This is a genomic window from Paracoccus sp. SSK6, assembly GCF_039770665.1.
Lineage (GTDB): Bacteria > Pseudomonadota > Alphaproteobacteria > Rhodobacterales > Rhodobacteraceae > Paracoccus.
In genome coordinates, this window is the sequence record NZ_JBDPNJ010000009.1 from 1 (window position 1) to 23,979 (window position 23,979).

Sequence of the window (23,979 nt, forward strand, 5' to 3'; positions counted from 1 at the left end):
CCGTAGGCTCGGGCGGCACCGTTTCTGATGGAATCGTCACACGCGGGCGGGGGAAACGCAGTGCGTTTCCCTATTCATTCGCCCGTGCATGGAAGGAACTGCCCTAACGCGCGTCCCGCAAAACGCTTTCCAGCACGTCAGCCCGCACGTCGTCGCTGACGAAAGCCTCGCCGATGCCGCGCGCCAGGACAAAGCGCAATTGGCCGTCCACGACCTTCTTGTCCTGTCCCATCAGTCCGATCAGCGCCGCATCGTCCGGCAATTCGCCCGGAATGTCGCGCAGCGCGGCGGGCATTCCCATCTGGCGCAGATGCGCCAGCACGCGGGACGGCGCCTCCTGGCTGCATAGCCCCATGCGGGCCGACAGGTCGAAGGCCAGCGCGCAGCCGATCGCCACGCCCTCGCCATGCAGAAGCCGCGCGGAATAGCCGGTAGCGGCTTCCAGCGCATGGCCGAAGGTATGACCCAGGTTCAGCAGCGCCCGTTCGCCCTGTTCGGTTTCGTCGCGCGTCACGATCCCGGCCTTCATCGCGACCGAATGGGCGACCGCGTGCTGGCGGGCCGCCATGTCGTCGCGCAGCTTCGGGGCGTTCGCCTCCAGCCATTCGAAGAAATCGGCATCCCCCAGCAGCCCGTATTTCGCGACCTCTCCATAGCCCGCCAGGAAGTCGCGCGGGGTCAGCGTGTCCAGCACCGCGATGTCGGCCAGCACCAAGGACGGCTGGTGAAAGGCGCCGATCAGGTTCTTGCCGTGGCGGCTGTTGATGCCGGTCTTGCCGCCGACGCTGCTGTCCACCTGCGCCAGAAGCGTGGTGGGGATCTGCACGAAGCGCACACCACGGCGCAGGATCGCGGCGGCAAAGCCCACCAGATCGCCGATCACGCCGCCGCCGAAGGCCACCACGATGTCGCGCCGCTCGATGCGCTGTTCCAGCAGCCATTCGACGCAAGCCGTCAGATGCGGCCAGCTTTTCGTCGATTCGCCCGATGGCAGGACCAGGGCCTCGGACAGGATGCCCTGGGCCTTCAGCGCCGCCTGCAGCCGCTTCAGGTGCAGCCCCGCCACGGTTTCGTCGGTCACGATGGCCACGCGCGGCCGCCGCAGCAGGGGCGCGATCTCGGCCCCGGCGCGGTCGATCAGACCCGGCCCGATGCGCACGTCATAGGCGCGTTCGCCCAGGGGCACATGGACGGTGGCGGGTTCGGGATGGCGGGTCATGGCTTCTCGATCATCAGGGTGGGGTCGGCGGCGCGGATGGCGTCCAGCAGCCGGGTCGTCGCGGCATCGACGCTGTCGCCAGGGCGTGCGGGAAAGGTCAGTTCGGCCAAGGCATAGGTCGGGTCGCGTTCGGCCAGCAGGCGGGCCAGCGTGCCCCTGGGGTCGGCGGTCTTGAGCAAGGGCCGTGTGCTGCGCTGGCGCACGCGGTGCCACAGCGTGTCCAGGTCGCAGGACAGCCATACCGACAGGCCCGCCGCCGTGATGGCGGCGCGGTTGCGGTCCTGCATCCAGGCGCCCCCGCCGGTCGAGATCACGCGCGGCGAATCCTTGAGGATGCGCGCGATCACCTGCGCCTCGCGGTCGCGGAAGAACGGCTCTCCGTCGCGGGCGAAGATTTCGGAAATGGACATGGCGGCCGCCGTTTCGATCTCGACATCCGAATCGGTGAAGGGCACGTGCAGCCGCCGGGCCAGTTCCGTCCCCAGCGCGGTCTTGCCCGCCCCCATCATCCCGACCAGCACGATATGGCGCCTCAGGCGCTGGCGCATGTCTGTCCCCTGCTTCATTGGCCCAACTGAATGGCGTGATCTTTCGGGAAATGCCATATATATTCCGGCCGAACCGGCGAAAGACCGGATCCCATGCAAAAACAAAGATGAACGAGGCGAAATTCGATGCGGCTGCTCAAGGTTCTGGTGGTGCTGATTCTGGCGGCGGTGATCGGCCTGGTGGGCTATGCCTATTTCGGCGACATGCAGCCGGTCCGGTCCGAGGTCCGCAGCCCAATCGGCGCCGCCCCCACGGCCCCCGCAACCGGGACCGCGACCGAGTGAGCCGCCGCCTGCTGCCCCTGGCCCTTGCGCTTGGCCTGGCCTGCCCCGCGCTGGCGGAACAGCCGCTGTCGGCCAGCGACTGGCTGTCGGGCAGCGTGCGCGGGCCGGACCGCGAAAGCTCGGCCTGGCGGCCCGGCGACAAGCCGCCCCCCGGCCTGCCCGGCGCCCCCGGCCCCAAGCCGGTCGCCACGACCGGAGAGGTGGGCGCGGTCCAGGTCACCCGGCTTGGCAATGGCAATCCCGATGCCGTGGGTCTGGTGACGCCGCGCAAGGCGGGCCTTCCGCCCGGCCTTTGGCAGGGCAGCAGCGCCGCCGCACTGGCCGACCTGATCCTGCGCACCCCGGCGCGGTTGCCCGCGATGAACGCCCTGCTGGACCGCGTCCTTGTCACGCAACTGGTCCCGCCCCCTGCGGAACCCGGCGTGCCGCAAGGCAGGCTGTTTCTGGCCCGCGCCGACCGGCTGCTGGATGCGGGCGCGGTGGACCGGGCGCAGGCGCTGCTGATCGCCGCAGGCCCCAGCAATCCCGAAATCTTCCGCCGCCTGTTCGACATCTCGCTGCTGAAGGGGGATGAGGGACGGGCCTGCGACATCATGAACAACACCCCCGGCATCGCGCCCAGCTTTGCCGCGCGGATCTTCTGCCTGGCCCAGACCGGCGACTGGGCCGCCGCTGCGATCAGCCTGAACGGGGCCGAGGCCCTGGGCCTGCTGGACCAGCGGCAGGCGGTGCTGCTGACGCATTTCCTGGACGACGCCTATGTGGACAGCGACCAGATGCTGCCCCCGTCCGACCGCATGACGCCGCTGGATTTCCGCATCCACGAGGCGATCGGCCAGCCGCTGCCGACATCCTCGCTGCCGATCGCATTCGCCCATTCCGACCTGCGGCCGAACAACGGCTGGAAGGCCCGGCTGGAGGCGGCCGAGCGACTGGCCCGCGCCGGGGCCATTCCGCCTGCAACCCTGCGGGCGCTTTACAGCGAACAGAAGCCCGCTGCCTCGGGCGGGGTCTGGGAACGCGCGGGCGCGATGCGCACGCTGGAGGCGGCCTTGGCGGGCGGCGATCCCTCGCCCGCCCTGCCCCAGGCCTTTGATGAATTCCGCAAGGCGGGCATGGCCGATGTCCTTGCCGCCATGGTCGCAGCCGACCTGCCCCAAGGTGGCGAAGGGCGTTCGGCCCAGATCGCGACCTGGCTGCGCCAGTGGCAGGGCCTGCCGACGCCGGTGCCGCTGGTCCTCGACCCCGCGCTGAAGGCCGATCCTGCCACCGCACCCACGCAACAGGGCGAGGCGCTGCTGAACGCCATGGCCGATGTGGACGCAGGCCTTGACGGCGACCTGCCCCGCGCCGGGCGCGGCCTTGCCACCCTGCGCGCGCTCGGCCTGACCGCCGAGGCCGATCTGGCGGCGGCGCAACTGTCGCTGCTGCCGGTGATGCGGCAAGACCCATGATCGCCGATCATCGCGCCATATCGGCCTTTCTGGACGCAAAGGCGGCCGAGTCCGGGTCGGCGCGCAACACCGTGCTGGCCTATGGCCGTGACCTGCGCGACCTGTCGGACTGGCTTGCCACGCGCAGGCTGGCGCTGTCCGACCTGACCCGCGAACTGGTCGAGGATTACCTGTCCCATTGCGACGCGCAGGGCCTGTCGCGGGCCACACGGGCGCGGCGGCTGTCGTCCATCCGGCAGTTCACGCGTTTCGCGCTGGAGGAAGGCTGGCGCGACGACGATCCCGCCATCCGCATCAGCGGGCCGGGCCGCGCCAAGCGGCTGCCCAAGACGCTTGGCCGCGATGAAATCGACGCCCTGCTGACCGCCGCCCCGCAGGTCGGGCGCACCGAGGCCGACCGCGCCCGCAACCTCTGCCTGATTGAACTCCTCTATGCCACGGGGATGCGCGTCAGCGAACTGGTCTCCCTGCCCGCCGCCGCCTGCCGGGGCGATCCCCGCGTGCTGCTGATCCGCGGCAAGGGCGACAAGGAACGCATGGTGCCGCTGACCGCGCCTGCCCGCCGCGCGCTGGCGGCCTGGCTGGCGATCCGCGACGACGCGCCCAAGGACAGCGCCCTTGGCCGCCTTGTCGCGGGCAAGGGCGCGCGCTGGCTGTTCCCGGCGCCGGGTGCGGCGGGCCACATGCCGCGCCAGACCTTCGGGCGACTGCTGAACGACATGGCCGTGCAGGCGGGCGTGTCCCCGTCGCGCGTGACGCCGCATGTCATCCGCCACGCCTTTGCCACGCATCTGCTGGAAGGAGGCGCCGACCTGCGGTCCATCCAGACCCTGCTGGGCCATGCCGACCTGGGCACGACCGAGATCTATACCCATGTCCTGGACGAACGGATGCGCGACCTGGTCCTGACCCATCATCCCCTGGCGAAGAAGGCCTGAGAAATGACCTTGAATCCTGCGGGTCTTCGCCGTCCCGCCAGTACGCAAGCGACCGGGATCCTGCTGCTGCTGGCCGCGATCCTGGGCTTCACCATGATGGACGCGACGGCCAAATACCTGACTCAGTTCTATCACCCCGCGCAGGTCGTCTGGGCGCGCTTTGTCGGCAACCTGCTGATCTTTGTCGTGATCTTCCGCACGGCGGCCTTTCCGCTGATGCGCACCCGCCGCCCCGGCCTGCAATTCGCCCGGGCCCTGATGCAGCTTGCCTCGGTCGGGCTGTTCTTTTCCTCGCTCCAGGTGATCGGCCTGGCCGAGGCGACGGCGATCATGGACCTGAACCCGGTCCTCATCACCCTTGGCGCCGCGCTGTTCCTGGGCGAGAAGATCGGCCCCCGGCGGCTGGCGGGCATCGGCGCGGCCCTGATCGGCGCGCTGATCATCATACGCCCCGGCATGGGCGTCTTTCAGCCCGCTGCCCTGCTGCCCTTGGCAGGCGCCTTCACCTATGCCACCGGCGCGCTGCTGACACGGATGGCGCGGACGGATTCGGTCGCCACCTCGGTCATGTGGTCGGCGGTGGTGGGCAGCGTCCTGACCTCGGTCATCGTGCCCTTCGTCTGGCAGCCGATCGCCTTGGCCGACCTCTGGGCCTTTGCGCTGCTGGGCGTCTTCGGCACGCTCAGCCAATACCTGCTGGTCCGCGCCTTTGCCACGGCCGAGGCAGGCGTCCTGGCGCCCTTCGGCTATACCGGGCTGGTCTGGGCGGGTCTCTGGGGCTGGCTCCTGTTCGGGCAGTTGCCCGATCTCTGGACGGTGGCGGGGGCTGGCCTTATCGTGGCTGCGGGCCTGTATGTCTGGTCGCGTGAGGCCCGCGCGGCGCGAAAGACCTGATGAGCCAGACCGAGACCCCGCCCCTTTCCGACCGCATCGCCAACACCGCCTTCCTGTCGGTGATCGGGCTTGCGCGCCTGCTTCCCTATGAAAAGCGCATCCCCGCCGTGGGCTGGCTGTTCGCGCATGTGCTGGCCCCCCTGGCTGGCTGGCGCGGGCGGATCCGCAGGAACCTGGCGCTCGCCCGTCCCGACCTGTCCGCGGATGAGGTCAAGGCGCTGACCCGCGCCGTCCCTGACAACGCGGGCCGTTCCGTGGCCGAGATCTATTCGGGCGAGGAATTCACCGCCCGCATCCGTGACGCCGATCCCCTGGAAGGCCCCGGCCTTGCCGCGCTGGAAGCCACCTTCGACGCGCACCGCCCCGTCATCATCGCCTGCGCCCATTTCGGCAATTACGACGCCATGCGCGCGGCCCTTGCCGGGCGCGGCTGGCCGGTCGGCGCGCTTTACCGCCCCATGAACAACGAGGCATTCAACCGCCACTACATCCCCGCCATCCACGCCATCGCCGAACCGCTGTTCCCGCGCGGGCGGTCGGGCCTGACCTCGATGCTGCGCTTCCTCAAGGGCGGCGGCTGGCTGGCGCTCGGCTTTGACCAATACGACCGCCACGCGCCGGAACTGCGCTTCTTCGACCTGCCCAGCCGCACGGTGCTGACGCCCGCCGAACTGGCCATCCGATATGACGCGCTGCTGGTGCCGGTCCATGGCATCCGCTGCCCCGACGGGCTGCGCTTCCGCGTCCATGTGGGCGAACCCGTCGAACATGGCGAACCCGCGCAGATGATGCAGGCGCTGAACGACGACCTGGAGATGCTGGTCCGGCAGCACATGGACCAGTGGTTCTGGGTCCATCGTCGTTGGAAGCAGCACGAACGCACAGCCCCTGCGCGCCGGTGATCCTTGTGGGGCCGCCCGGCCAGACCCTAAATCCGGGGCAACGCGCATCCCGCGCATGAAGGGATATCATGAAGAAGATCGGCTTTCTGTCCTTCGGCCACTGGTCGCCCGAGCGCGGATCCCAGGTGCGCACCGCCCAGGACGTGCTGCTGCAATCCATCGACCTGGCCGTCGCCGCCGAGGAACTGGGCGCGGACGGCGCCTATTTCCGCGTCCATCACTTCGCGCGCCAGCTCGCCTCACCCTTCCCGCTGCTGGCAGCCGTCGGCGCGCGCACCAGCCGGATCGAGATCGGCACCGGCGTGATCGACATGCGCTATGAAAACCCGCTGTATATGGTCGAGGACGCGGGCGCGGCCGATCTGATCTCTGGCGGTCGCCTGCAGCTTGGCATCAGCCGGGGCAGCCCGGAACAGGTGATCGATGGCTGGCGCTATTTCGGCTATCAACCCGCCGAGGGCGAAAGCGACCAGGACATGGCCCGCCGTCATACCGAGGTTTTCCTGCAGCAGCTTGAAGGCAAGGGCTTCGCGCGTCCGAACCCGCGCCCGATGTTCCCGAACCCACCGGGCCTCTTGCGCCTGGAACCCCATTCCGAAGGGCTGCGCGACCGCATCTGGTGGGGCTCGGCCTCGAACGCCACCGCCGAATGGGCGGCGCAGATGGGCATGAACCTGCAAAGCTCCACCCTCAAGGTGGACGAATCGGGCGAGCCCTTCCACGTCCAGCAGGCCCGCCAGATCCGTGTCTATCGGGATGCCTGGGCGGCGGCAGGTCATGGGCACGCCCCGCGCGTGTCCGTCAGCCGGTCGATCTTCGCCCTGGTCAGCGACATGGATCGCCGCTATTTCGGACGCGGCGGCAAGGACAGCGACCAGATCGGCAATATCGACAACTTCCGGGCCGTCTTCGGCCGCAGCTATGCCGACGAGCCTGACCGGCTGATCGACCAGCTGCGCGAGGACGAGGCGATCGCCGAGGCCGATACCCTGCTGCTGACGGTGCCGAACATGCTGGGGGTGGACTACAACGTCCATGTCCTCGACAGCATCCTGCGCCATGTCGCCCCGGCGCTTGGCTGGCGCTAACCCGGGCCGGTTTCGCGCAAGTAAAACCTGACCGCATCCGCCACATGGCGGAAGCGGTCGCCGCCCAACTGCTTGCCCCCATACCAGCGGGTCACGACGACCACGTGGTCCCGCAGCCCCGCGCGGTCCAGCATCTGCAGTATCAGCGCCCCCGCGCCGGCCTCTCCATCGTCGTCCTTCACAGGTCCGCCCGACAGGATCGCGGCCCAGCTGTTATGCGTGGCCTTGGCGAACCGCTTGTTGCGCTTTAGTTCGGCCAGCAGCGCCTGCGCCTCGGCCCGCGTGGCGGCAGGTCCGCCCGAGACCGCATAGCGCGACCCCCGGTCATGGATGATCTTGTCGAAGACCTGCATCGCCCGTCAGCCGCCCCGCCGCCGCACGTAAAGCTCCAGCCGGTGATGGACGATCTCGTATCCCATCTCGGCCGCGATCTCGGCCTGCAGGCGTTCGATCCGGTCATTGGTGAACTCGACCACCTCGCCCGTGTCCACGTCGATCATGTGGTCGTGGTGCCGCTGGTCCGCGGCTTCCCAGCGGGCGGGCTCGCCCTGGAATTCCAGCTTCTCGATCACGCCTTGGGTCTGCAACGTGGTCAGCGTGCGATAGACGGTTGCCAGCGACACCCCTGCCCCCGCAGCCTCGGCCCGGCGGTGCAGTTCGGCGGCGTCGGGGTGATCCTCGCTGGCGGCAATCACACGCAGCAGCGCCGCGCGCTGGCGCGTGACGCGCACCCCCGCGTCGCGCAGGGCCTGTTCCAGCCGTGTTGCCCGGTTTCCCATGAAACCCCCATGCCTCATCCCGCGTTCAGTTGCAACTAATTCTCATCTATTGACAGTTGAGAATCGCTCGCAGATAAATAGACCATGAGGTCATTCCTTGTTCTCGCAGTCGTCCTGTTCGCCCTGCCCGCCCATGCGGAGCGGCTGAAGGTGGCGACCACCTTTACCGTCATCGCCGACATGGCCCGCAATGTCGCGGGCGATGCCGCCACGGTCGAATCGATCACCAAGCCGGGGGCGGACATCCACAACTACCAGCCGACCGCGGGCGACCTGGTGCGGACCTGGGACACCGGGCTGATCCTGGCGAACGGGCTGAACCTCGAATCCTGGTTCCAGCAGTTTATCGACCAGTTGGGCGATGTCCCCGTGGCCGTGGTCAGCGATGGGGTGGAACCCATGCCGATCACCAGCGGCGATTACAACGGCAAGCCGAACCCCCATGCCTGGATGGCGCTGGACTCCGCGCTGATCTATGTGGACAACATCGCGTCGGCGATGGCCCAGGCCGATCCCGCCAATGCCGCGACCTACCGCGCCAATGCCGATGCCTACAAGGCGCGGATCACCGCGACCATCGCCCCCCTGCGCACCGCCGCCCGCACCCTGCCCCCCGACCGCCGCTGGCTTGTCACCTCCGAGGGCGCATTCTCCTACCTCGCCCGCGACTTCGGCCTGCAGGAACTTTACCTGTGGCCGATCAATGCCGACGCGCAAGGCACACCCCAGCAGGTCCGCCATGTGATCGACGTGATGCGCGACAACGACGTCGGCGTGGTTTTTTCGGAATCCACCGTCTCGGACCGCCCTGCCCGGCGCGTGGCAGCGGAAACCGGCGCGGCTTATGGCGGTGTCCTCTATGTGGACAGCCTGTCGGAAGCGGATGGTCCCGTCCCCACCTATCTGGACCTGCTGCGCGTGACCTCGGAAACCATCGTGAACGGATTGCAGCATGACTGAAGGGATCGAGGTCCAGGGCCTGACCGTCGCCTATCGCAACGGCGTGACCGCGCTGCGGGACGCCAGCTTCACCGTCCCTCAAGGCTCCGTCACCGCCCTGGTCGGCGTGAACGGCGCCGGAAAATCCACGCTGTTCAAGGCGCTGATGGGCCTTCTGCCCCATGCCTCGGGCCAGGTCCGCATCGGGGGCGGCACCGTCGAACAGGCTTTGGCCCGCAACCTCGTCGCCTATGTCCCCCAAGCCGAGGAAGTGGACTGGACCTTCCCCGTGCTGGTCGAGGACGTGGTGATGATGGGCCGCTATGGTCACATGGGCTTCTTCCGCCGTCCCCGCCCCCTGGACCGCCAGGCGGTGGATGCGGCGCTGGCCCGCGTCGGCATGACCGACTTCCGCCACCGCCAGATCGGAGAACTGTCGGGCGGCCAGAAGAAGCGCGTCTTCCTGGCCCGCGCTATCGCGCAAGAGGCGCAGGTGATCCTGCTGGACGAACCCTTCACCGGCGTGGACGTGAAGACCGAGGAGGCGATCATCGCGCTCCTCAAGGCGATGCGGGACGAAGGCCGGGTGATGCTGGTGTCCACCCACGACCTGGGCTCGGTCCCCGAATATTGCGACCGGGTGGTGATGGTGAAGGGCACGGTTCTGGCAAGCGGCCCGACCGAGACGACCTTCACCCCCGAAAACCTGAAGCGGGCCTTCGGCGGCGTGTTGCGGCATTTCGTCCTTGGCGGCGCCGCGCTGCATGACGATGCCGACCAGCGCAGCCTGGATGTCTTCACCGACGACGAACGCCCTCTGGTCTTCTATGACCAGCGAGCCCGCAGGAAGGATGGCGAATGACGCAAGCCCATTCACCTTTGCACAAATATCCCACGGGGGTGCGGGGGTGTGAAACCCCCGCTGCCGACGCCTGATGCTGGAAACCCTGCTGATCCCCTTCACCTATGGTTACATGGCGAATGCCATCTGGGTCTCGGCCCTGGTCGGCGGCGTCTGCGCCTTCCTGTCGGCCTATCTGATGCTCAAGGGCTGGAGCCTGATCGGTGACGCCCTGTCCCACTCCATCGTCCCCGGAGTCGCGGGCGCCTATATGCTGGGCCTGCCCTTCGCGCTTGGCGCCTTCCTGTCGGGGGGGTTGGCGGCGCTGACCATGCTGTTCCTGAACAGCCGCACGGGGCTGAAAGAGGACGCGATCATCGGCCTGATCTTCACCGGCTTCTTCGGGATCGGGCTGTTCATGATCTCGCTGAACCCCGTCGCGGTCGATCTCCAGGCGATCACCATGGGCAACATCCTGGCGATTTCGCCCGGCGACACCTTGCAGCTGGCGATCATCGGAGGCGTCTCGCTGGTGATCCTGCTGGCGAAATGGCGCGACCTGATGGTGGTCTTCTTCGACGAAAGCCACGCCCGCACCATCGGCCTGCATCCCGGACGGCTGCGGGTGCTGTTCTTCACGCTGCTGTCAGCATCCACGGTCGCTGCCATGCAGACCGTGGGCGCCTTCCTGGTGATCGCCATGGTGGTGACGCCCGGCGCCACCGCCTATCTGCTGACCGACCGCTTTCCGCGGCTCATCGCCCTGTCGGTCGCCATCGGCACGCTCACCTCCGCCCTTGGCGCCTATGTCAGCTTCTTCCTGGACGGCGCGACAGGCGGCATCATCGTGGTCATGCAGACGTTGATCTTCCTGCTGGCCTTCATCTTCGCGCCAACGCACGGCCTCCTCGCCAGCCGCCGCCGCCGCATCCGGGGGGCCGTGGAATGACCTGGCTGACCGCCCCCTTCGCCTATCCCTTCATGGTCGAGGCGATGCTCATCACCGTCATCGTCAGCATCCCCGCCGCCCTTCTCAGTTGCTTCCTGGTGCTGCGGGGATGGGCGCTGATGGGCGACGGGATCAGCCATGCGGTTCTTCCCGGGATAGTCCTGGCCTATCTGGCCGGGATCCCGCTGCTGATCGGAGCCTTCGTCGCGGGCATGATCTGCGCGCTGTCGGCGGGCTGGCTGGATGCCAACAGCCGGGTCAAGCCCGACACCACACTTGGTGTCGTCATGGCGGGCATGTTCGGCTTGGGGATCGTGATCTATACGCAGTTCCCGACCGACGTGCATCTGGACCATATCCTGTTTGGCAACATCCTGGGGGTTGGGCGCGACGACTTCGTCTCGGCCGGGTCGATCTCGGCCGTGGTGGGCTTGATCTTGATCCTGAAATGGCGCGACTTCGCGCTGCTGGTCTTCGACCCCGTGCAGGCGCGGGTGGCGGGGCTGCCGACAGGCTGGCTGCATTACGGGATGCTGGCGATGATCTCGGCCGTGGTGGTCGCCATGCTGTCGGCCGTGGGGATCATTCTGTCGGTCGCCCTGCTGATCGCGCCGGGGGCCATCGCCTTCCTGCTGACCTCGCGGTTGCAGGCGATGCTGGCTCTGGCCGTCGCGGTCGGCATCGGGTCAAGCCTTCTGGGCATCTGGGCAAGCTTCTGGCTGGACAGCGCGCCCGCGCCCACTATCGTCGTGGTGATGACCGTGCTGTTCGCGCTGGTCTTCTTCTGGCGGCAGGCGACCGGAGGGCGCACCGCCGCAACCTGACAGAGGACGCGATGCTGCCCGACCGCAAAGCCTTTCCCCCGGATTTCACCTTCGGCGTCGCCACCTCGGCCTATCAGATCGAGGGATCAGGCCATGGCGGCGCGGGTCCGTCGCATTGGGACAGCTTCGCGGCCACGCCCGGCACCATTGCCGACGGCAGCAACGGCAGCATTGCCTGCGACCATTACCATCGCTGGCCCGAAGATCTGGACCTGATCCGCGACGCGGGCTTTTCAGCCTATCGCTTCTCGACCTCCTGGGCGCGGGTCATGCCGGACGGGGTGACGGCGAACCCGCAGGGTCTGGATTTCTATGACCGGCTGGTGGACGGGATGCTGGAACGCGGGCTGGCGCCTTACCTCACCTGCTATCACTGGGATCTGCCCGCTGCGCTGTCCGACCTGGGCGGCTGGCAGAACCGCGACATTGCCGCGCGCTTTGCCGATTACTGCGTGACGATCCACCGCCGGATCGGCGACCGGGTGGCCAGCACCGCCACCCTGAACGAACCATGGTGCATCGCCTGGCTGTCGCATTTCCTGGGCCACCATGCCCCCGGCCTGCGCGACATCCGCGCGGCCGCGCGCGCCATGCACCATGTCCTGCTGGCGCATGGCACGGCGATGCAGGCGCTGCGGACAGAGGGAGCGAAGAACCTCGGCATCGTGCTGAACTTCGAGACCGCGCAACCCGCCGACGACGGCCCCGACGCGGCCCGCGCGGCAGAGGTGCAGGATGCCATCTATAACCAGTGGTTCATCCGCGCCGTCATGGGCCAGGGCTATCCCCAGGCCGCACTTGAAGGGCTGGAGCCGCATCTGCCCCAAGGCTGGCAAGCCGACATGGAGACGATCGCGCCGCCGCTCGACTGGCTGGGCGTCAACTACTATACCCGGCGCCTTTACGCGGCAGGCGCGGGCCTCTGGCCGCAAGGCGAGGCCGTGGACGGCCCCCTGCCCAAGACGCAGATGGGTTGGGAAATCCGGCCCGAGGGCCTGACCGAGTTCCTGACCCGCCTTGCCCACGACCATGTGGGCAACCTGCCGATCCTTGTCACCGAAAATGGCATGTCCGCGGCGGCGGGCCCTGACATCACCGCCGACCCCCACCGCATCGCCTTCATCGGCGACCACCTGCGCGCGGCAAAGGCGGCGATGGACCAGGGCGTCAACCTGCGCGGCTTCTTCTATTGGTCGCTGCTGGACAATTTCGAATGGGGCTGGGGCTATGGCCCGCGCTTCGGGCTGGTCCATGTCGATTACGACACCATGGCCCGCACGCCCAAGGCCAGCTGGCACGCCTTCCGCAGGATGCTGCGGGGATAGCCTTGGTTGCGTCCAGGGGAGCCAGCGGCTATCTGAAGGCCTCAACGGAAATGCCAAGGGGCCATCATGATCGTCATCGCCGCCGCCATCATCGGGGCCGCTCTCGGCTGGCGCCGGGCCGGTCAGCTGGGCGGAGCGCCGCGCGACCGGGCGCAATATGCGGCGGCCTTTGCCGTGGCCTTTGCCGTGCTGGGCCTGTTCGCCACCGTCATTCTTGACCGGATGATCTGATGTTCATCCCGTTCCTCGACAGCCTGCGCCGGCAAGGAGTTCCGGTTTCGCTGCGGGAATGGCTGGACCTGATGGCCGGGATGCAGGCCGGGGTCGCGGGTTGGACGGTGGACGGCTTCTACCACCTGGCCCGGTTGGCTTTGGTCAAGGACGAGCGCCACATCGACCGCTTCGACCGCGCCTTTGCCGAGGCGTTCAGCGGCCTGGAAACGATCCCGGTCGAGGCGCTTGTGTCTGAGCAGGCGATCCCCCGCGAGTGGCTGGAAAAGCTGGCCGAGAAGCTGCTGACAGACGAGGAAAAGGCCCGCATCCAGGGCAGCGGCAGCTTCGAGGAGCTGATGCGCAAGTTGCGCGAAAGGCTGGCCGAACAGCAGTCCCCCCACCAGGGCGGCAGCAAATGGATCGGCACGGGCGGAACCTCGCCCTTCGGGGCCTATGGCTACAACCCCGAAGGGGTGCGCATCGGGCAGGACGAATCCCGCCACCGCCGCGCCGTCAAGGTCTGGGACAAGCGCGAGTTCCACGACTTCGACGATGGTGTGGAACTGGGCACCCGCAATATCAAGGTCGCGTTGAAGCGCCTGCGGCAATGGGCGCGGCACGGCGCGGCGGACGAACTGGACCTGCCCGCCACGATCCGCGCCACCGCCGATCACGGCTATATCGACGTGCAGACCCGACCCGAGCGCCGCAACGCGGTCAAGGTGCTGCTGTTCCTGGACGTGGGCGGGTCGATGGACGACCATATCCGCGTCGTGGACGAGCTGTTCTCGGCCGCCCGTGCCGAGTTCAAGCACATGGAGCATTTCTATTTCCACAACTGCCTTTACGAAGGCGTGTGGACCGACAACCGCCGCCGCTGGACCGAGCAGATGCCCACTTGGGACGTGCTGCACCGCTTTGGTCGCGACTACAAATGTATCTTCGTGGGCGATGCCTCGATGTCGCCCTACGAGATCGCGGTCGGTGGCGGGGCCAACGAACACTGGAACCCGGAACCGGGCGAGGTCTGGCTGCGCCGCGCCTGCGAGACCTGGCCCGACCACGTCTGGCTGAATCCCGTGCCGCAGGCGCATTGGGGCTATACCCAGTCCATCGCCATGATCGGGCAGATTTTTGAGGCCCGCATGATGCCCCTGACGCTGGACGGGCTGACGCAAGCCATGCGGATCCTCGGCTGACCTCTGGCGCAGGGGGCGGGACGCGACCATATTGCGGCCATGCTGAAGTTTACGCCGGTCATCCTGCTGATCCTGTACCTGGCCGCCATGTGGTTCTTTTCCCTGTGGCGGCTGAAGCAGGAACTGAACCAGAAATCGACGCCGCTGAACCATCCCCGCCTGACGCCGATGCTGGAACGGCTGGGCCGGGCCATGGACCTGCCCCCCGTCCGCGCCCATGTCTATGAGGTGGAGCCCGTCAACGGCCTTGCCGCCCCCGACGGGCGGATCTTCCTGACGCGCGGCTTCATCCGCAAGCTGGACGCAGGCGAGGTCACGCCCGAGGAACTGGCCAGCGTCATCGCCCATGAACTGGGCCATGTCTCGCACGGCCACGCCCGGCGGCGGATGATCGACTTCGCGGGCCAGAACGCCATCCGCATGGCCTTGGCCGGGGTGCTGGGCCGCATTCTCCCCGGTCTTGGCGCCTGGATCGCGGGGCTTGTCGCCGCTGCCGTTGCCGCCCGCCTGTCGCGCGAGGATGAATTCGAGGCCGACCGTTTCGCCAGCGCGCTGATGATCCGCGCGGGATTTGGCACCGGCCCGCAGATTTCCCTGTTCCAGAAGCTGGACCGGCTGACGGGAAATCGCGGCACGGCCCCGGCCTGGCTTTTGTCCCACCCGCCCGTGGCGCGCCGCATCGCTGCCATCCAGTCGCAGGAAGCCCGCTGGCGGCAGGGCTGAATCGGCTTGCGACACGCGGGGGTTGTCCTATGCTGCGCCCGCACCAGTGGACAGCATGATGACGCGACCCTTCCGCCGCCGGGTTTTGTACCTGCCCGGCTTCGATCCGATGCCCCCGCGGCGCTATCGCGAACTCTACCGCCGCGAATCGCGGAAGCAGGCGCAGGTCGGCGGCTACGACCTGACCATGGAGAAGCCCGCCTTGGGAAGCGGCTTCGGCTGGCGCACCCGCGCGCATTTCCCCGAAGGCGAGGCCGAGGCACAGGTCGAGGTGCTGGTCTGGGCCGACATGGTGCAGGCCTCGATGCAGGGCGGCATCCTTGCGACCTATGCGCAGATGGTGCGGACGGCATGGATCTATATCGGCTCGGGGGCGCTGCGGCGGCTGATGCGGCTGCGGCGGGGGCCGGTGCTTGCGGCGCTTTACCCGTTCGCTGTGCTCTTGCTGCAGCTGCTTGGCGCGATCATGGTCGCGGCGTTGGTGGGATGGGCGGTGGCGGCCCTGACCGGCCTGTCCTGGCTGGCCGCGATCCTTGCCCTTGCTGCCGCCTGGGGCACCCTGGCCCTTGCCGAACGCCAGGACCACCGGCTGTTCGCGCATTACCTGATGCATGACTATGCCTTCACCGCCAGCCTGCAAGGCGCCTATCCGCCCGGACTGGAGGCCCGGCTGGCGCAATTCGCCGACCGCGTGTCCCATGCCCTAAGTGAAGACATCGACGAGGTTCTGGTTGTGGGCCATTCCTCGGGCGCCTATCTGGCCGTGTCGCTGCTGGCCGATGTCCTCCGCCGGGGTGCCGTGACAACCCATAGCCCTGCCCTGGCGCTGCTGACCCTGGGGCATGTGGTGCCGATGGCCGCCTTTCTGCCACGCGCGCACCGCCTGCGGGCCGACCTTTCCTATCTCTCCGACAAGCCGGACCTGTTCTGGCTGGATGTCACCGCGCCGGGCGATCCCTGCAGCTTTGCCCTATGCGATCCGGTCGCCGTCACCGGCGTCGCGGGGCCGGGGCAACGCTGGCCGCTGGTGATCTCGGCCGCCTACACCCGGACCCTGTCGCCGCGCCAGCAACGCGCGTTGCGCTGGCGCTGGTTCCGGCTGCATCTGCAATACCTTTGCGCCTTCGATCAGCCGGGCGACTACGACTATTTCGCCATCACCGCCGGGCCGCGCCCTCTGGCCGAGCGTTTCGCAGGGCGCCGCCCCTCGCCCGGTCGCATCACTACTCCCGCCGGACCGGGGCTGCCATGATCCCGCCCCGTCCCCAGACCAGGGAAGGCCGGGGCAGCGTGTTGCGCCTTGCCCGCGCCTTCCGCCGGGTTCTGCTGTCGGCGCTACCCGAACGGCTGTATCGCGCCTGGATGGCCGAGTTTCGCAGCCCGCTGATCCACAGCTTCCTCTGCAACGATCCGGCCCTTGTGCGTCTGATCCTGAAGGACCGCCCCGGCGATTTCCCCAAGTCGGATCGCCTGCGCGCCGGACTGGCCCCCCTGCTGGGCGAATCCGTCTTTGTCACCAATGGCGCGCAATGGGCAGCAGCGCGCCGCATCATCGACCCCGCCTTCGAAGGGGGTCGCCTGCATGACAGCCTGCCCGCCATCTTCGCCGCAGCCGATGCCACCGTCGCCCGCCTGCGCCTCGGAGAACAGGATATCGAGCCGGAATGCAGCCATGCCGCCGCCGACGTGATCTTTCGCGCGCTGTTCTCGATGCCGATCGAACATGACATCGCGGCGCAGGTCTTCCGTGCCTTCCGCGCCCACCAGGACGCGCAGCCGGTGGTCAACCTCGCAGCCCTGCTGCCCTGGCCGCGCTGGCTGCCCCATCCCCATTCGCGCCGCACCCGCCAGACGGCGGCGGTGATCCGCAGCCTCATCACCCGGATGGTGGACGCCCGGATGCAGGCGATCCAGGACGGCAGCGCGCCCGATGACCTGGCGACGCGAATCATGACCACCCCCGACCCGCAGACGGGCCAGTGCTTCTCGGCGCCCCAGATGGTGGATCAGGTAGCGATCTTCTTCCTGGCGGGGCATGAGACAAGCGCATCGGCCCTGGCCTGGGCGCTGTGGCTGCTGGCGGCGCATCCCGAATGGCAGGACGCCGTGGCTACCGAGGCAGCGGGCCTGACCCCCGACATGGCCGGGATCAACGCCCTGCGAACCACCCGCGCGGTGTTCCGAGAAACGCTGCGTCTTTATCCGCCCGTCCCGATGATGGTCCGTGAGGCCTTGCAGTCCACGACCATGCGCGACCGCCCGGTCGCTCCCGGCGCGCAACTGGTCCTGTCGCCCTGGCACCTGCACCGCCATCAGCGGCTGTGGGATCGCCCCGACGACTTCGATCCCGGCCGCTGGAGCAGGCCCGAGGGCAAGTCCAGCGCCCGCGACGCCTTCATCCCCTTTTCCGCAGGCCCGCGCGTCTGCCCCGGCGCGGGCTTTGCCATGATCAAGGGCGTGGTGATGCTGGCCCGCATCGTCGCGGCCTTCCACCTGGCACCGGGCGCGCATCCCCCCGTCCCTGTCGCCCGCCTGACCGTCCGGGGCCGCGACGGCATCGCCGTCAGGCTGACGCCGCGCGAAAACCTTTTGCCAGCCGCTTGACATTCCCGTGCCGTGAGACAAAAAGGGCGCCAGTGGGGCCGTAGCTCAGTTGGTAGAGCGCGTCGTTCGCAATGACGAGGCCAGGGGTTCGATTCCCCTCGGCTCCACCAATTCTCTCCTATACCGCATCTCCGCGCCGCAGCGCATAATAGACGGCGCCACCCACGGCCACGCCGAAGAACCAGCCATAGGTGCCCCACCAGGCGGGCAGCAGCGTGGTGAAGGTCGGTAGGATCGACGAGAACACAATGCCGATGCCAAAGGCGATGAAAGCCTTGGAATGCCAGCCGTTGCCGAAGCGGAACTCTCCGTTTTCCTGATAGAGTGCCGCGACATCCAGGCGCGATCTGCGGATCAGGTAATAGTCCACCATGATGATGCCGAAGATCGGGCCCATGGTCGATCCGATGAAGTTCACGAAATGCGCGGCCCCCGTTTCCCAGGGCGCCCAGGGAAACAGCGCCAGCGAGATCAGCGCCAGCGAGATCAGCGCCGCGATATAGCCGCCGCCCTTGAAGGAAATCCGCGAGGGGAAGGTGTTCGAGAAATCGAAGGCGGCGGACACGAAGTTCGCGACCACGTTGATGCCCAGGGTCGCCACGGCGAATGTCAGGGCGGCAAGGATCGCCAGGAACAGGCTGTCGAACTTGGCCGAGATCTGTTCGGGATGGATCAGCACCTCGCCATAGACGGCATAGGCGGCGGTGGTGGTGACGCCCGCGACCAGGCAGAAGGCCAGCAGGTTCACCGGCAGCCCCCAAAGGTTGCCCTTCATCAGCGCGCGTTCGTCGGTGGCGTAACGCGAGAAGTCGCAGAAGTTCAGGTAGAGCGCCGCGAAATAGGTAATCCAGGTCGCGGCGACCGCAGCAAGGGCGGCAAAGCTGCCCGGTGCGGCGGTGACGCCCGCGTCGCGCGTGGCCTCGATCAGCACGTCCTGCGGGATTTCCGACCCGAAGGAGAAGGTGCCGGATTTCACCACCAGATAGACCGCCAGCACCAGCATCACGATCCAGACGGCGGGACCGGCCCAATCCTGGAAGCGGCGCACAGTCTCCATCCCGTTCTGGATGATCAGAAGCTGCGCGCCCCAGACGATCAGGAAGCAGATCACGGTCAGGGTCGAATGACCCAGGAAGAAGCTCGTCTCGTGGAATTGCAGCATGGCCGGGCTGCGGATCAGCAGCGCGACCAGGGCGCCTGCGGCAGCCGCCGTCTGCGCGCCATACCAGAAGCAGGCGACGACCGCGCGGACAAGGGCGGGCACATTGGCCCCGAAAGTGCCGAAGGACGCGCGCGCCAGCACCGGGAAAGGCACGCCGGTGCGCACGCCCGCATTGCCGACCATCGTCATCAGCACGAAGATCACCAGCGACCCGATGCCGATCGCCAGCACGAAATTGACGAAGCTGCCGCACAGCAGGAACAGGCTGGCGGCCAGGTAATAGCCCCAAAGGCTGTGAACGTCCGAGGTCCAGACGTTGAAGATCGAGAAGGCGCCCCATCTGCGTTCCTGCGCGGGCGCAAGATCCGCGTTGTAAAGGGCGGGCGACGGGCTGTGAAGCTGCATGGTGCCCCCTTGTGACGGTTGCGGGGCGGCACCCCATGCAGGGCTGCTGGCCCGGTCAGCGGATGTTCCGCCAAACCATCACGCCGCAGAGCGGACGCAAAATACAGAAAAATTGATTTCGGCGCCAAAAGTTTTCAGCCGCGCGGCAAAATGGCAGCACTGGCAGCGCAGGAAAACAGCCGCCAAGGCGGCTGTTCCATGTCGCGCGAAAAGCCGTCAGACCGCCAGGGCGCTCGCCTGCGTCTGGACCTGCGTCTCGCGGCGGTTGCGCAGTTCCTCGGCCACCAGGAAGGCCAGTTCCAGCGACTGGCTGGCGTTCAGGCGCGGATCGCAGGCGGTATGGTAACGGTCCGACAGATCCTCGTCCGTGACAGCGCGGACGCCGCCGGTGCATTCTGTCACATCCTTGCCGGTCATCTCGAAATGCACGCCGCCGGGGATGGTGCCCTCGGCCTTGTGGACGGCGAAGAACTCGCGCACCTCGCGCAGGATCGAATCGAAGGCCCGTGTCTTGTATCCGGTCGAGGACTTGATGACGTTGCCGTGCATCGGGTCGCAGGACCAGACGACATTCGCGCCCTCGGCCTGCACCGTCTGGATCAGGCGCGGCAGGTGGTCGCCGACCTTGCCCGCCCCGAAGCGCGCGATCAGCGTCAGCCGGCCCGGTTCGTTTTCCGGGTTCAGCCTGGCCATCAGCACCTTCAGGTCTTCCGCCGTGGTGGTCGGGCCGCATTTCAGCCCGATCGGGTTCTGGACCCCCCGGCAGAATTCGACATGCGCGCCATCGACTTGGCGGGTGCGGTCGCCGATCCAGATCATGTGGCCCGAGCCCGCGACCGGCAGGCCGGTGGTCGAATCGACGCGGGCCAGAGCCTCCTCATACTCCAGCAGCAGCGCCTCGTGGCTGGTGTAGAAATCGACCTTCGACAACTGGTGCGCGGTGTCGGAATTCACGCCCGCCGCCTGCATGAAGGCCATCGCGTCGGCGATGCGGCCCGCGATGTCGCGGTACTTCGCGGCTTCCGGCCCACCCACGAAATCGGCGATCCAGCTTTGGACGCGATGCATGTCGGCAAAACCGCCGGTCGAGAACGCGCGCAGCAGGTTCAGCGAGGCCGCAGCCTGGGTATAGGCCGCCAGCATCCGCTGCGGATCGGGGATCCGCGCTTCCGGCGTGAAGTCGAAGCCGTTGATGATGTCGCCGCGATAGCTGGGAAGCTCGACCCCGTTCATCACCTCGGTCGGCGCAGAACGCGGCTTGGCGAACTGGCCCGCCATGCGGCCGACCTTGATGACCGGCATCTGCGCGCCCCAGGTCAGCACCACCGCCATCTGCAACAGCAGCTTGAAGGTGTCGCGGATGTTGTCGGCGCTGAATTCGGCGAAGCTTTCGGCGCAGTCGCCGCCCTGCAACAGGAAGGCGCGGCCTGCCGCTGCCTGCGCCAGTTCGGCCTTCAGCCGCCGCGCCTCGCCTGCAAAGACCAGGGGCGGATAGCGGCGCAACTGCGCCTCGACCGCCTGGAGCGCCGCGTCGTCAGTATAGTCCGGCATCTGGACGCGGGGATAGGCGCGCCAGCCGGCCTTGTCCCAACTTTGGGTGGCGGTCTTGCGGTTCTCCTGCGTCATGGCACGCACTCCTTGGAAAATGGTCGTGACGGTATAGACGGGAATGGAACAAAGGAAAAGCCGGACTGCATGGCCGCCGTGCCTCTTGCGGCAGGCCGCAATCCCTGATGATGTGCGCCGATCACGCGCGAAGACTGCCCCATGCCATCCGACAAACCCCGCCGCTTCACGTTCCTGCTGCTGGACCGTTTCACCATGCTTCCCTTTACCGCGGCGATCGAGCCGCTGCGGCTGGCGAACCGCGCAGCCGACCGGCCGCTTTACGCCTGGCGTCTGGTCGGACCGGGCAAGGATCATGCCACCTGCTCGAACGGGACAAAGGTTGTCCTGGACGCATCCCTGGACGTGGATACCCTGGCCGAGCGCGACGATGTGGTCATCGTCTGCGGCGGGACCGACATCGCGCGCGAGGCGACGAAGCCGGTGCTGAACTGGCTGCGCAAGCAGGCGCGCGGGGGGGCGACCATGGGCGCCGTCTGCACCGGCGCCTGGATCCTGGCCGAGGCAGGGCTGCTGGACGGGCGAAAGGCCACGATCCACTGGGAAAACCATGACGGCTTTGCCGAGGCTTTCCCGCAGGTCGATCTGTATCGGTCCATTTTCGTCAATGACGGCAACCGGCTGACGGCGGCGGGCGGCACATCCTCGATCGACCTGATGCTGCACCTGATCGCCGAGGCGCATGGCGACGCCCTTGCGACCGAGGTGGCCGATCAGATGCTGCACACCGCCATCCGCACCGATCAGGACCGTCAGCGGCTGTCGATCCCCACGCGGATCGGGGTCAGAAATCCGCGCCTTGCCGCCGTGATCGCGCGAATGGAGGCGAATCTGGAAGATCCGATCAGCCCGGCCCAACTGGCGGCGGACGCGGGCATGTCCACGCGGCAGTTGGAACGGCTGTTCCGGCGATACCTGAACCGCAGCCCCAAGCGGTATTACATGGAAACCCGGCTGGCACGCGCCCGCAACCTGCTGATGCAGACCGAACTGCCGATCATCGAGGTCGCCTTGGCATCGGGCTTTTCCAGCCCTTCGCATTTCTCCAAATGCTACCGCGCCTTCTATGGCAGCACGCCTTATCGAGAGCGCGGGACGGGGGCCGCGGCCTCGCCATAGAAAAACCCCGGCGCGGGATGCCACGCCGGGGTTTTTTCGAAAAAACGGGACTGGATCAGTCCGGGAAGTTCGAATGGTTCGGGTCCAGGCCGATATGGGTGCCCAGGGCCTCCATATCCGCCAGCAGCTTGACGGCTGCGGTGACGACATCCTCGCCCGCCGAATCGCGCTTGGCCTCGGCCGTGCGGCGCTTGCGATGCACGTCGGACATCATCTCGTTGAAGACCTCTTGCGTGATCTCCTCGCGACGGTGGCCGCGTTCGGCCAGAAGGCTGACCGAATCGCCGCTGATCTCGACAAAGCCGCCGGTCACCGCGAAATCGGTCGCCGATCCGTCGGCGCCGATCACCGTGACCAGACCCGGCCGCAGCGTGACGATGGTGGGCGCATGGCCGGGCATGGCGGTCAGGTCGCCATCCGTGCCCGGCAGGCGCACCTCGCGCACGGGAACGGAGACAAGGCTCCGTTCCGGCGACACGAGGTCGAACTGCATGGTATCGGCCATTTCGCCCCCTTACGCGGCTTCAGCCGCGAGACGCTGGGCTTTCGCCTTCACCTCTTCGATGTCGCCGACCATGTAGAAGGCGGCTTCCGGCAGATGGTCATACTCACCGGCAACCACGGCCTTGAAGGACGCGATGGTCTTTTCCAGCGGCACCTGGACGCCGTCGGACCCGGTGAAGACCTTGGCCACGTCGAAGGGCTGCGACAGGAAGCGCTGGATCTTCCGGGCGCGGGCCACGGTCAGCTTGTCCTCTTCCGACAGTTCGTCCATGCCAAGGATGGCGATGATGTCCTGCAGCGACTTGTACTTCTGCAGGATCCCCTGAACGTCGCGGGCAACCTGATAGTGCTCCTCGCCGACAACGGCCGGGTCGAGGATACGGCTGTTCGAGTCGAGCGGGTCCACGGCCGGGTAGATGCCCAGTTCCGAGATCGCACGCGACAGCACGGTCGTGGCGTCCAGGTGGGCAAAGGTCGTGGCGGGCGCCGGGTCGGTCAGGTCGTCGGCCGGAACATAGACGGCCTGGATCGAGGTGATCGAGCCGTTCTTGGTCGAGGTGATGCGTTCCTGCATCGCGCCCATGTCGGTGGCCAGCGTCGGCTGATAGCCCACGGCGGACGGGATGCGGCCCAGCAGAGCCGACACTTCCGAACCGGCCTGCGTGAAGCGGAAGATGTTGTCCACGAAGAACAGAACGTCGGTGCCGGTGGCGTCGCGGAACTGCTCGGCCACGGTCAGGCCGGTCAGGGCCACGCGCATCCGCGCTCCGGGAGGTTCGTTCATCTGGCCGTAAACCAGGGCCACCTGGCTTTCCGCCAGGTTGTCCGGCTTGATGACGCCCGATTCCACCATCTCGTGGTACAGGTCGTTGCCCTCACGGGTCCGTTCGCCAACGCCCGCGAACACGGAATAGCCCGAGTGCACCTTGGCGATGTTGTTGATCAGTTCCATGATCAGAACGGTCTTGCCCACGCCGGCGCCGCCGAACAGGCCGATCTTGCCGCCCTTGGAATAGGGGGCCAGCAGGTCGATGACCTTGATGCCCGTGACCAGGATCTCGGAACTGGTCGCCTGCTGCGCGAATTCCGGCGCGGGCTGGTGGATCGCGCGGCGCTCGGTCGCGTTGATCGGGTCGCCTTCGTCAACGGGCTCGCCCACGACGTTCAGGATGCGGCCCAGCGTCACGTCGCCGACCGGCACGGTGATCGGGCCGCCGGTGTCGGTCACGCGTTCGCCCCGGACCAGACCTTCGGTCGAGTCCATGGCGATGGTGCGGACGGTGTTTTCGCCAAGATGCTGGGCCACTTCCAGGATCAGCTTCTTGCCGTTGTTGGTGGTTTCCAGCGCGTTCAGAATCGCCGGCAGGTGATTGTCGAACTGCACGTCAACGACGGCGCCGATCACCTGCGTGATTTTACCATTGGCCTCTGCCATGTGA

The 23,979-nt window shown here is 67.4% G+C and carries 25 protein-coding genes and 1 tRNA gene; 18 read left to right on the top strand and 8 right to left on the bottom strand.

The window, feature by feature from the left end; translation table 11 throughout:
- Window positions 1-103: 103 nt before the first annotated feature.
- Together aroB and AAIL68_RS08185 are read right to left on the bottom strand one after the other, a co-directional pair.
- Complete coding sequence (aroB, locus tag AAIL68_RS08180) at window positions 104-1,219, bottom strand: 3-dehydroquinate synthase (protein ID WP_347139257.1); 1,116 nt, start codon at window positions 1,217-1,219, stop codon at window positions 104-106.
- Window positions 1,216-1,785 carry a shikimate kinase gene (locus AAIL68_RS08185; RefSeq protein ID WP_347139258.1) on the bottom strand — a complete coding sequence of 190 codons (570 nt, stop codon included), beginning with the start codon at window positions 1,783-1,785 and terminating at the stop codon, window positions 1,216-1,218. The genes aroB and AAIL68_RS08185 overlap by 4 nt, the downstream gene beginning before the upstream one ends.
- A gap of 108 nt (window positions 1,786-1,893) precedes the next feature.
- On the opposite strand from AAIL68_RS08185, the gene AAIL68_RS08190 reads away from it, so the two are divergent.
- The 6 genes from AAIL68_RS08190 (at window position 1,894) to AAIL68_RS08215 (ending at window position 7,328) form a co-directional block, all read left to right on the top strand.
- Window positions 1,894-2,052, top strand: coding sequence for a hypothetical protein (locus AAIL68_RS08190; RefSeq protein WP_347139259.1), 159 nt, complete (start codon window positions 1,894-1,896; stop codon window positions 2,050-2,052).
- Window positions 2,049-3,506 carry a hypothetical protein gene (locus AAIL68_RS08195; RefSeq protein WP_347139260.1) on the top strand — a complete coding sequence of 486 codons (1,458 nt, stop codon included), beginning with the start codon at window positions 2,049-2,051 and terminating at the stop codon, window positions 3,504-3,506. The genes AAIL68_RS08190 and AAIL68_RS08195 overlap by 4 nt, the downstream gene beginning before the upstream one ends.
- Window positions 3,503-4,444, top strand: coding sequence for a site-specific tyrosine recombinase XerD (locus AAIL68_RS08200; protein ID WP_347139261.1), 942 nt, complete (start codon window positions 3,503-3,505; stop codon window positions 4,442-4,444). Before AAIL68_RS08195 ends, AAIL68_RS08200 begins: the two co-directional genes overlap by 4 nt.
- A 3-nt stretch (window positions 4,445-4,447) precedes the next feature.
- Window positions 4,448-5,338, top strand: a complete 891-nt coding sequence (locus AAIL68_RS08205; protein WP_347139262.1) for a DMT family transporter — start codon at window positions 4,448-4,450, stop codon at window positions 5,336-5,338.
- Window positions 5,338-6,240 (top strand): lysophospholipid acyltransferase family protein, encoded by a 903-nt coding sequence (locus AAIL68_RS08210; protein ID WP_347139263.1) that lies wholly within the window; start codon window positions 5,338-5,340, stop codon window positions 6,238-6,240. The genes AAIL68_RS08205 and AAIL68_RS08210 overlap by 1 nt, the downstream gene beginning before the upstream one ends.
- Before the next feature lie 68 nt (window positions 6,241-6,308).
- On the top strand, window positions 6,309-7,328 hold the full coding sequence (locus AAIL68_RS08215; protein WP_347139265.1) for an LLM class flavin-dependent oxidoreductase: 1,020 nt from the start codon (window positions 6,309-6,311) through the stop codon (window positions 7,326-7,328).
- On the opposite strand, the gene AAIL68_RS08220 is transcribed toward AAIL68_RS08215, so the two are convergent.
- Together AAIL68_RS08220 and AAIL68_RS08225 are read right to left on the bottom strand one after the other, a co-directional pair.
- Window positions 7,325-7,681 (bottom strand): YigZ family protein, encoded by a 357-nt coding sequence (locus AAIL68_RS08220; RefSeq protein WP_347139266.1) that lies wholly within the window; start codon window positions 7,679-7,681, stop codon window positions 7,325-7,327. The genes AAIL68_RS08215 and AAIL68_RS08220 overlap by 4 nt on opposite strands.
- A 6-nt stretch (window positions 7,682-7,687) precedes the next feature.
- Window positions 7,688-8,107, bottom strand: coding sequence for a Fur family transcriptional regulator (locus AAIL68_RS08225; RefSeq protein WP_347139267.1), 420 nt, complete (start codon window positions 8,105-8,107; stop codon window positions 7,688-7,690).
- A gap of 84 nt (window positions 8,108-8,191) precedes the next feature.
- On the opposite strand from AAIL68_RS08225, the gene AAIL68_RS08230 reads away from it, so the two are divergent.
- The 11 genes from AAIL68_RS08230 to AAIL68_RS08280 all read left to right on the top strand — a co-directional run bounded on the left by AAIL68_RS08230 (window position 8,192) and on the right by AAIL68_RS08280 (window position 17,834).
- Window positions 8,192-9,067: a metal ABC transporter substrate-binding protein gene (locus AAIL68_RS08230; RefSeq protein ID WP_347139268.1), complete on the top strand. Its 876-nt coding sequence runs from the start codon at window positions 8,192-8,194 to the stop codon at window positions 9,065-9,067.
- Window positions 9,060-9,908 carry a manganese/iron ABC transporter ATP-binding protein gene (locus AAIL68_RS08235; protein ID WP_347139270.1) on the top strand — a complete coding sequence of 283 codons (849 nt, stop codon included), beginning with the start codon at window positions 9,060-9,062 and terminating at the stop codon, window positions 9,906-9,908. The genes AAIL68_RS08230 and AAIL68_RS08235 overlap by 8 nt, the downstream gene beginning before the upstream one ends.
- A gap of 73 nt (window positions 9,909-9,981) precedes the next feature.
- Complete coding sequence (locus AAIL68_RS08240; RefSeq protein WP_347139272.1) at window positions 9,982-10,836, top strand: metal ABC transporter permease; 855 nt, start codon at window positions 9,982-9,984, stop codon at window positions 10,834-10,836.
- A complete protein-coding gene (locus AAIL68_RS08245) occupies window positions 10,833-11,660 on the top strand; it encodes a metal ABC transporter permease (protein WP_347139274.1) in 828 nt (275 codons plus the stop codon). The genes AAIL68_RS08240 and AAIL68_RS08245 overlap by 4 nt, the downstream gene beginning before the upstream one ends.
- 11 nt (window positions 11,661-11,671) lie before the next feature.
- Window positions 11,672-12,985 carry a GH1 family beta-glucosidase gene (locus AAIL68_RS08250; protein WP_347139276.1) on the top strand — a complete coding sequence of 438 codons (1,314 nt, stop codon included), beginning with the start codon at window positions 11,672-11,674 and terminating at the stop codon, window positions 12,983-12,985.
- Window positions 12,986-13,051: 66 nt separating this feature from the next.
- Window positions 13,052-13,216 carry a hypothetical protein gene (locus AAIL68_RS08255; protein WP_347139278.1) on the top strand — a complete coding sequence of 55 codons (165 nt, stop codon included), beginning with the start codon at window positions 13,052-13,054 and terminating at the stop codon, window positions 13,214-13,216.
- Window positions 13,216-14,397, top strand: a complete 1,182-nt coding sequence (locus AAIL68_RS08260; RefSeq protein ID WP_347139280.1) for a VWA domain-containing protein — start codon at window positions 13,216-13,218, stop codon at window positions 14,395-14,397. Before AAIL68_RS08255 ends, AAIL68_RS08260 begins: the two co-directional genes overlap by 1 nt.
- Window positions 14,398-14,436: 39 nt before the next feature.
- Window positions 14,437-15,120: a M48 family metallopeptidase gene (locus AAIL68_RS08265; RefSeq protein ID WP_347139281.1), complete on the top strand. Its 684-nt coding sequence runs from the start codon at window positions 14,437-14,439 to the stop codon at window positions 15,118-15,120.
- 58 nt (window positions 15,121-15,178) lie between these two features.
- Window positions 15,179-16,372, top strand: coding sequence for a hypothetical protein (locus AAIL68_RS08270; RefSeq protein ID WP_347139411.1), 1,194 nt, complete (start codon window positions 15,179-15,181; stop codon window positions 16,370-16,372).
- Window positions 16,369-17,724: a cytochrome P450 gene (locus tag AAIL68_RS08275; RefSeq protein ID WP_347139282.1), complete on the top strand. Its 1,356-nt coding sequence runs from the start codon at window positions 16,369-16,371 to the stop codon at window positions 17,722-17,724. The genes AAIL68_RS08270 and AAIL68_RS08275 overlap by 4 nt, the downstream gene beginning before the upstream one ends.
- 34 nt (window positions 17,725-17,758) lie before the next feature.
- Window positions 17,759-17,834, top strand: a tRNA-Ala gene (locus AAIL68_RS08280).
- An 8-nt stretch (window positions 17,835-17,842) separates the two neighbouring features.
- Here AAIL68_RS08280 and AAIL68_RS08285 read toward each other — a convergent pair.
- Together AAIL68_RS08285 and AAIL68_RS08290 are read right to left on the bottom strand one after the other, a co-directional pair.
- Window positions 17,843-19,291 (bottom strand): cytosine permease, encoded by a 1,449-nt coding sequence (locus AAIL68_RS08285; RefSeq protein WP_347139283.1) that lies wholly within the window; start codon window positions 19,289-19,291, stop codon window positions 17,843-17,845.
- Window positions 19,292-19,507: 216 nt separating this feature from the next.
- Window positions 19,508-20,917 (bottom strand): 3-deoxy-7-phosphoheptulonate synthase class II, encoded by a 1,410-nt coding sequence (locus tag AAIL68_RS08290; RefSeq protein WP_347139284.1) that lies wholly within the window; start codon window positions 20,915-20,917, stop codon window positions 19,508-19,510.
- Window positions 20,918-21,058: 141 nt separating this feature from the next.
- On the opposite strand from AAIL68_RS08290, the gene AAIL68_RS08295 reads away from it, so the two are divergent.
- Window positions 21,059-22,036 (top strand): GlxA family transcriptional regulator, encoded by a 978-nt coding sequence (locus AAIL68_RS08295; RefSeq protein ID WP_347139286.1) that lies wholly within the window; start codon window positions 21,059-21,061, stop codon window positions 22,034-22,036.
- 55 nt (window positions 22,037-22,091) lie between these two features.
- Here the strand turns inward: AAIL68_RS08295 and AAIL68_RS08300 are convergent, their stop codons facing one another.
- On the bottom strand, window positions 22,092-22,541 hold the full coding sequence (locus AAIL68_RS08300) for a F0F1 ATP synthase subunit epsilon (RefSeq protein WP_347139287.1): 450 nt from the start codon (window positions 22,539-22,541) through the stop codon (window positions 22,092-22,094).
- A 9-nt stretch (window positions 22,542-22,550) separates the two neighbouring features.
- Window positions 22,551-23,975 (bottom strand): F0F1 ATP synthase subunit beta, encoded by a 1,425-nt coding sequence (gene atpD / locus AAIL68_RS08305; RefSeq protein WP_347139288.1) that lies wholly within the window; start codon window positions 23,973-23,975, stop codon window positions 22,551-22,553.
- Between the last annotated feature and the right edge of the window lie 4 nt (window positions 23,976-23,979).

Bases quoted from the DNA above. Each gene is read 5' to 3' on its own strand.
- AAIL68_RS08250 (WP_347139276.1), top strand. From the start codon at position 11,672: ATGCTGCCCGACCGCAAAGCCTTTCCCCCGGATTTCACCTTCGGCGTC.
- AAIL68_RS08270 (WP_347139411.1), top strand. From the start codon at position 15,179: ATGACGCGACCCTTCCGCCGCCGGGTTTTGTACCTGCCCGGCTTCGAT.
- AAIL68_RS08275 (WP_347139282.1), top strand. From the start codon at position 16,369: ATGATCCCGCCCCGTCCCCAGACCAGGGAAGGCCGGGGCAGCGTGTTG.
- AAIL68_RS08260 (WP_347139280.1), top strand. From the start codon at position 13,216: ATGTTCATCCCGTTCCTCGACAGCCTGCGCCGGCAAGGAGTTCCGGTT.
- AAIL68_RS08200 (WP_347139261.1), top strand. From the start codon at position 3,503: ATGATCGCCGATCATCGCGCCATATCGGCCTTTCTGGACGCAAAGGCG.
- AAIL68_RS08245 (WP_347139274.1), top strand. From the start codon at position 10,833: ATGACCTGGCTGACCGCCCCCTTCGCCTATCCCTTCATGGTCGAGGCG.
- AAIL68_RS08210 (WP_347139263.1), top strand. From the start codon at position 5,338: ATGAGCCAGACCGAGACCCCGCCCCTTTCCGACCGCATCGCCAACACC.
- AAIL68_RS08230 (WP_347139268.1), top strand. From the start codon at position 8,192: ATGAGGTCATTCCTTGTTCTCGCAGTCGTCCTGTTCGCCCTGCCCGCC.
- AAIL68_RS08255 (WP_347139278.1), top strand. From the start codon at position 13,052: ATGATCGTCATCGCCGCCGCCATCATCGGGGCCGCTCTCGGCTGGCGC.
- AAIL68_RS08265 (WP_347139281.1), top strand. From the start codon at position 14,437: ATGCTGAAGTTTACGCCGGTCATCCTGCTGATCCTGTACCTGGCCGCC.
- AAIL68_RS08240 (WP_347139272.1), top strand. From the start codon at position 9,982: ATGCTGGAAACCCTGCTGATCCCCTTCACCTATGGTTACATGGCGAAT.
- AAIL68_RS08220 (WP_347139266.1), bottom strand. From the start codon at position 7,681: ATGCAGGTCTTCGACAAGATCATCCATGACCGGGGGTCGCGCTATGCG.
- AAIL68_RS08185 (WP_347139258.1), bottom strand. From the start codon at position 1,785: ATGAAGCAGGGGACAGACATGCGCCAGCGCCTGAGGCGCCATATCGTG.
- AAIL68_RS08225 (WP_347139267.1), bottom strand. From the start codon at position 8,107: ATGGGAAACCGGGCAACACGGCTGGAACAGGCCCTGCGCGACGCGGGG.
- AAIL68_RS08295 (WP_347139286.1), top strand. From the start codon at position 21,059: ATGCCATCCGACAAACCCCGCCGCTTCACGTTCCTGCTGCTGGACCGT.
- AAIL68_RS08290 (WP_347139284.1), bottom strand. From the start codon at position 20,917: ATGACGCAGGAGAACCGCAAGACCGCCACCCAAAGTTGGGACAAGGCC.
- aroB (WP_347139257.1), bottom strand. From the start codon at position 1,219: ATGACCCGCCATCCCGAACCCGCCACCGTCCATGTGCCCCTGGGCGAA.
- AAIL68_RS08300 (WP_347139287.1), bottom strand. From the start codon at position 22,541: ATGGCCGATACCATGCAGTTCGACCTCGTGTCGCCGGAACGGAGCCTT.
- AAIL68_RS08205 (WP_347139262.1), top strand. From the start codon at position 4,448: ATGACCTTGAATCCTGCGGGTCTTCGCCGTCCCGCCAGTACGCAAGCG.
- AAIL68_RS08285 (WP_347139283.1), bottom strand. From the start codon at position 19,291: ATGCAGCTTCACAGCCCGTCGCCCGCCCTTTACAACGCGGATCTTGCG.
- AAIL68_RS08235 (WP_347139270.1), top strand. From the start codon at position 9,060: ATGACTGAAGGGATCGAGGTCCAGGGCCTGACCGTCGCCTATCGCAAC.
- AAIL68_RS08215 (WP_347139265.1), top strand. From the start codon at position 6,309: ATGAAGAAGATCGGCTTTCTGTCCTTCGGCCACTGGTCGCCCGAGCGC.
- AAIL68_RS08190 (WP_347139259.1), top strand. From the start codon at position 1,894: ATGCGGCTGCTCAAGGTTCTGGTGGTGCTGATTCTGGCGGCGGTGATC.
- atpD (WP_347139288.1), bottom strand. From the start codon at position 23,975: ATGGCAGAGGCCAATGGTAAAATCACGCAGGTGATCGGCGCCGTCGTT.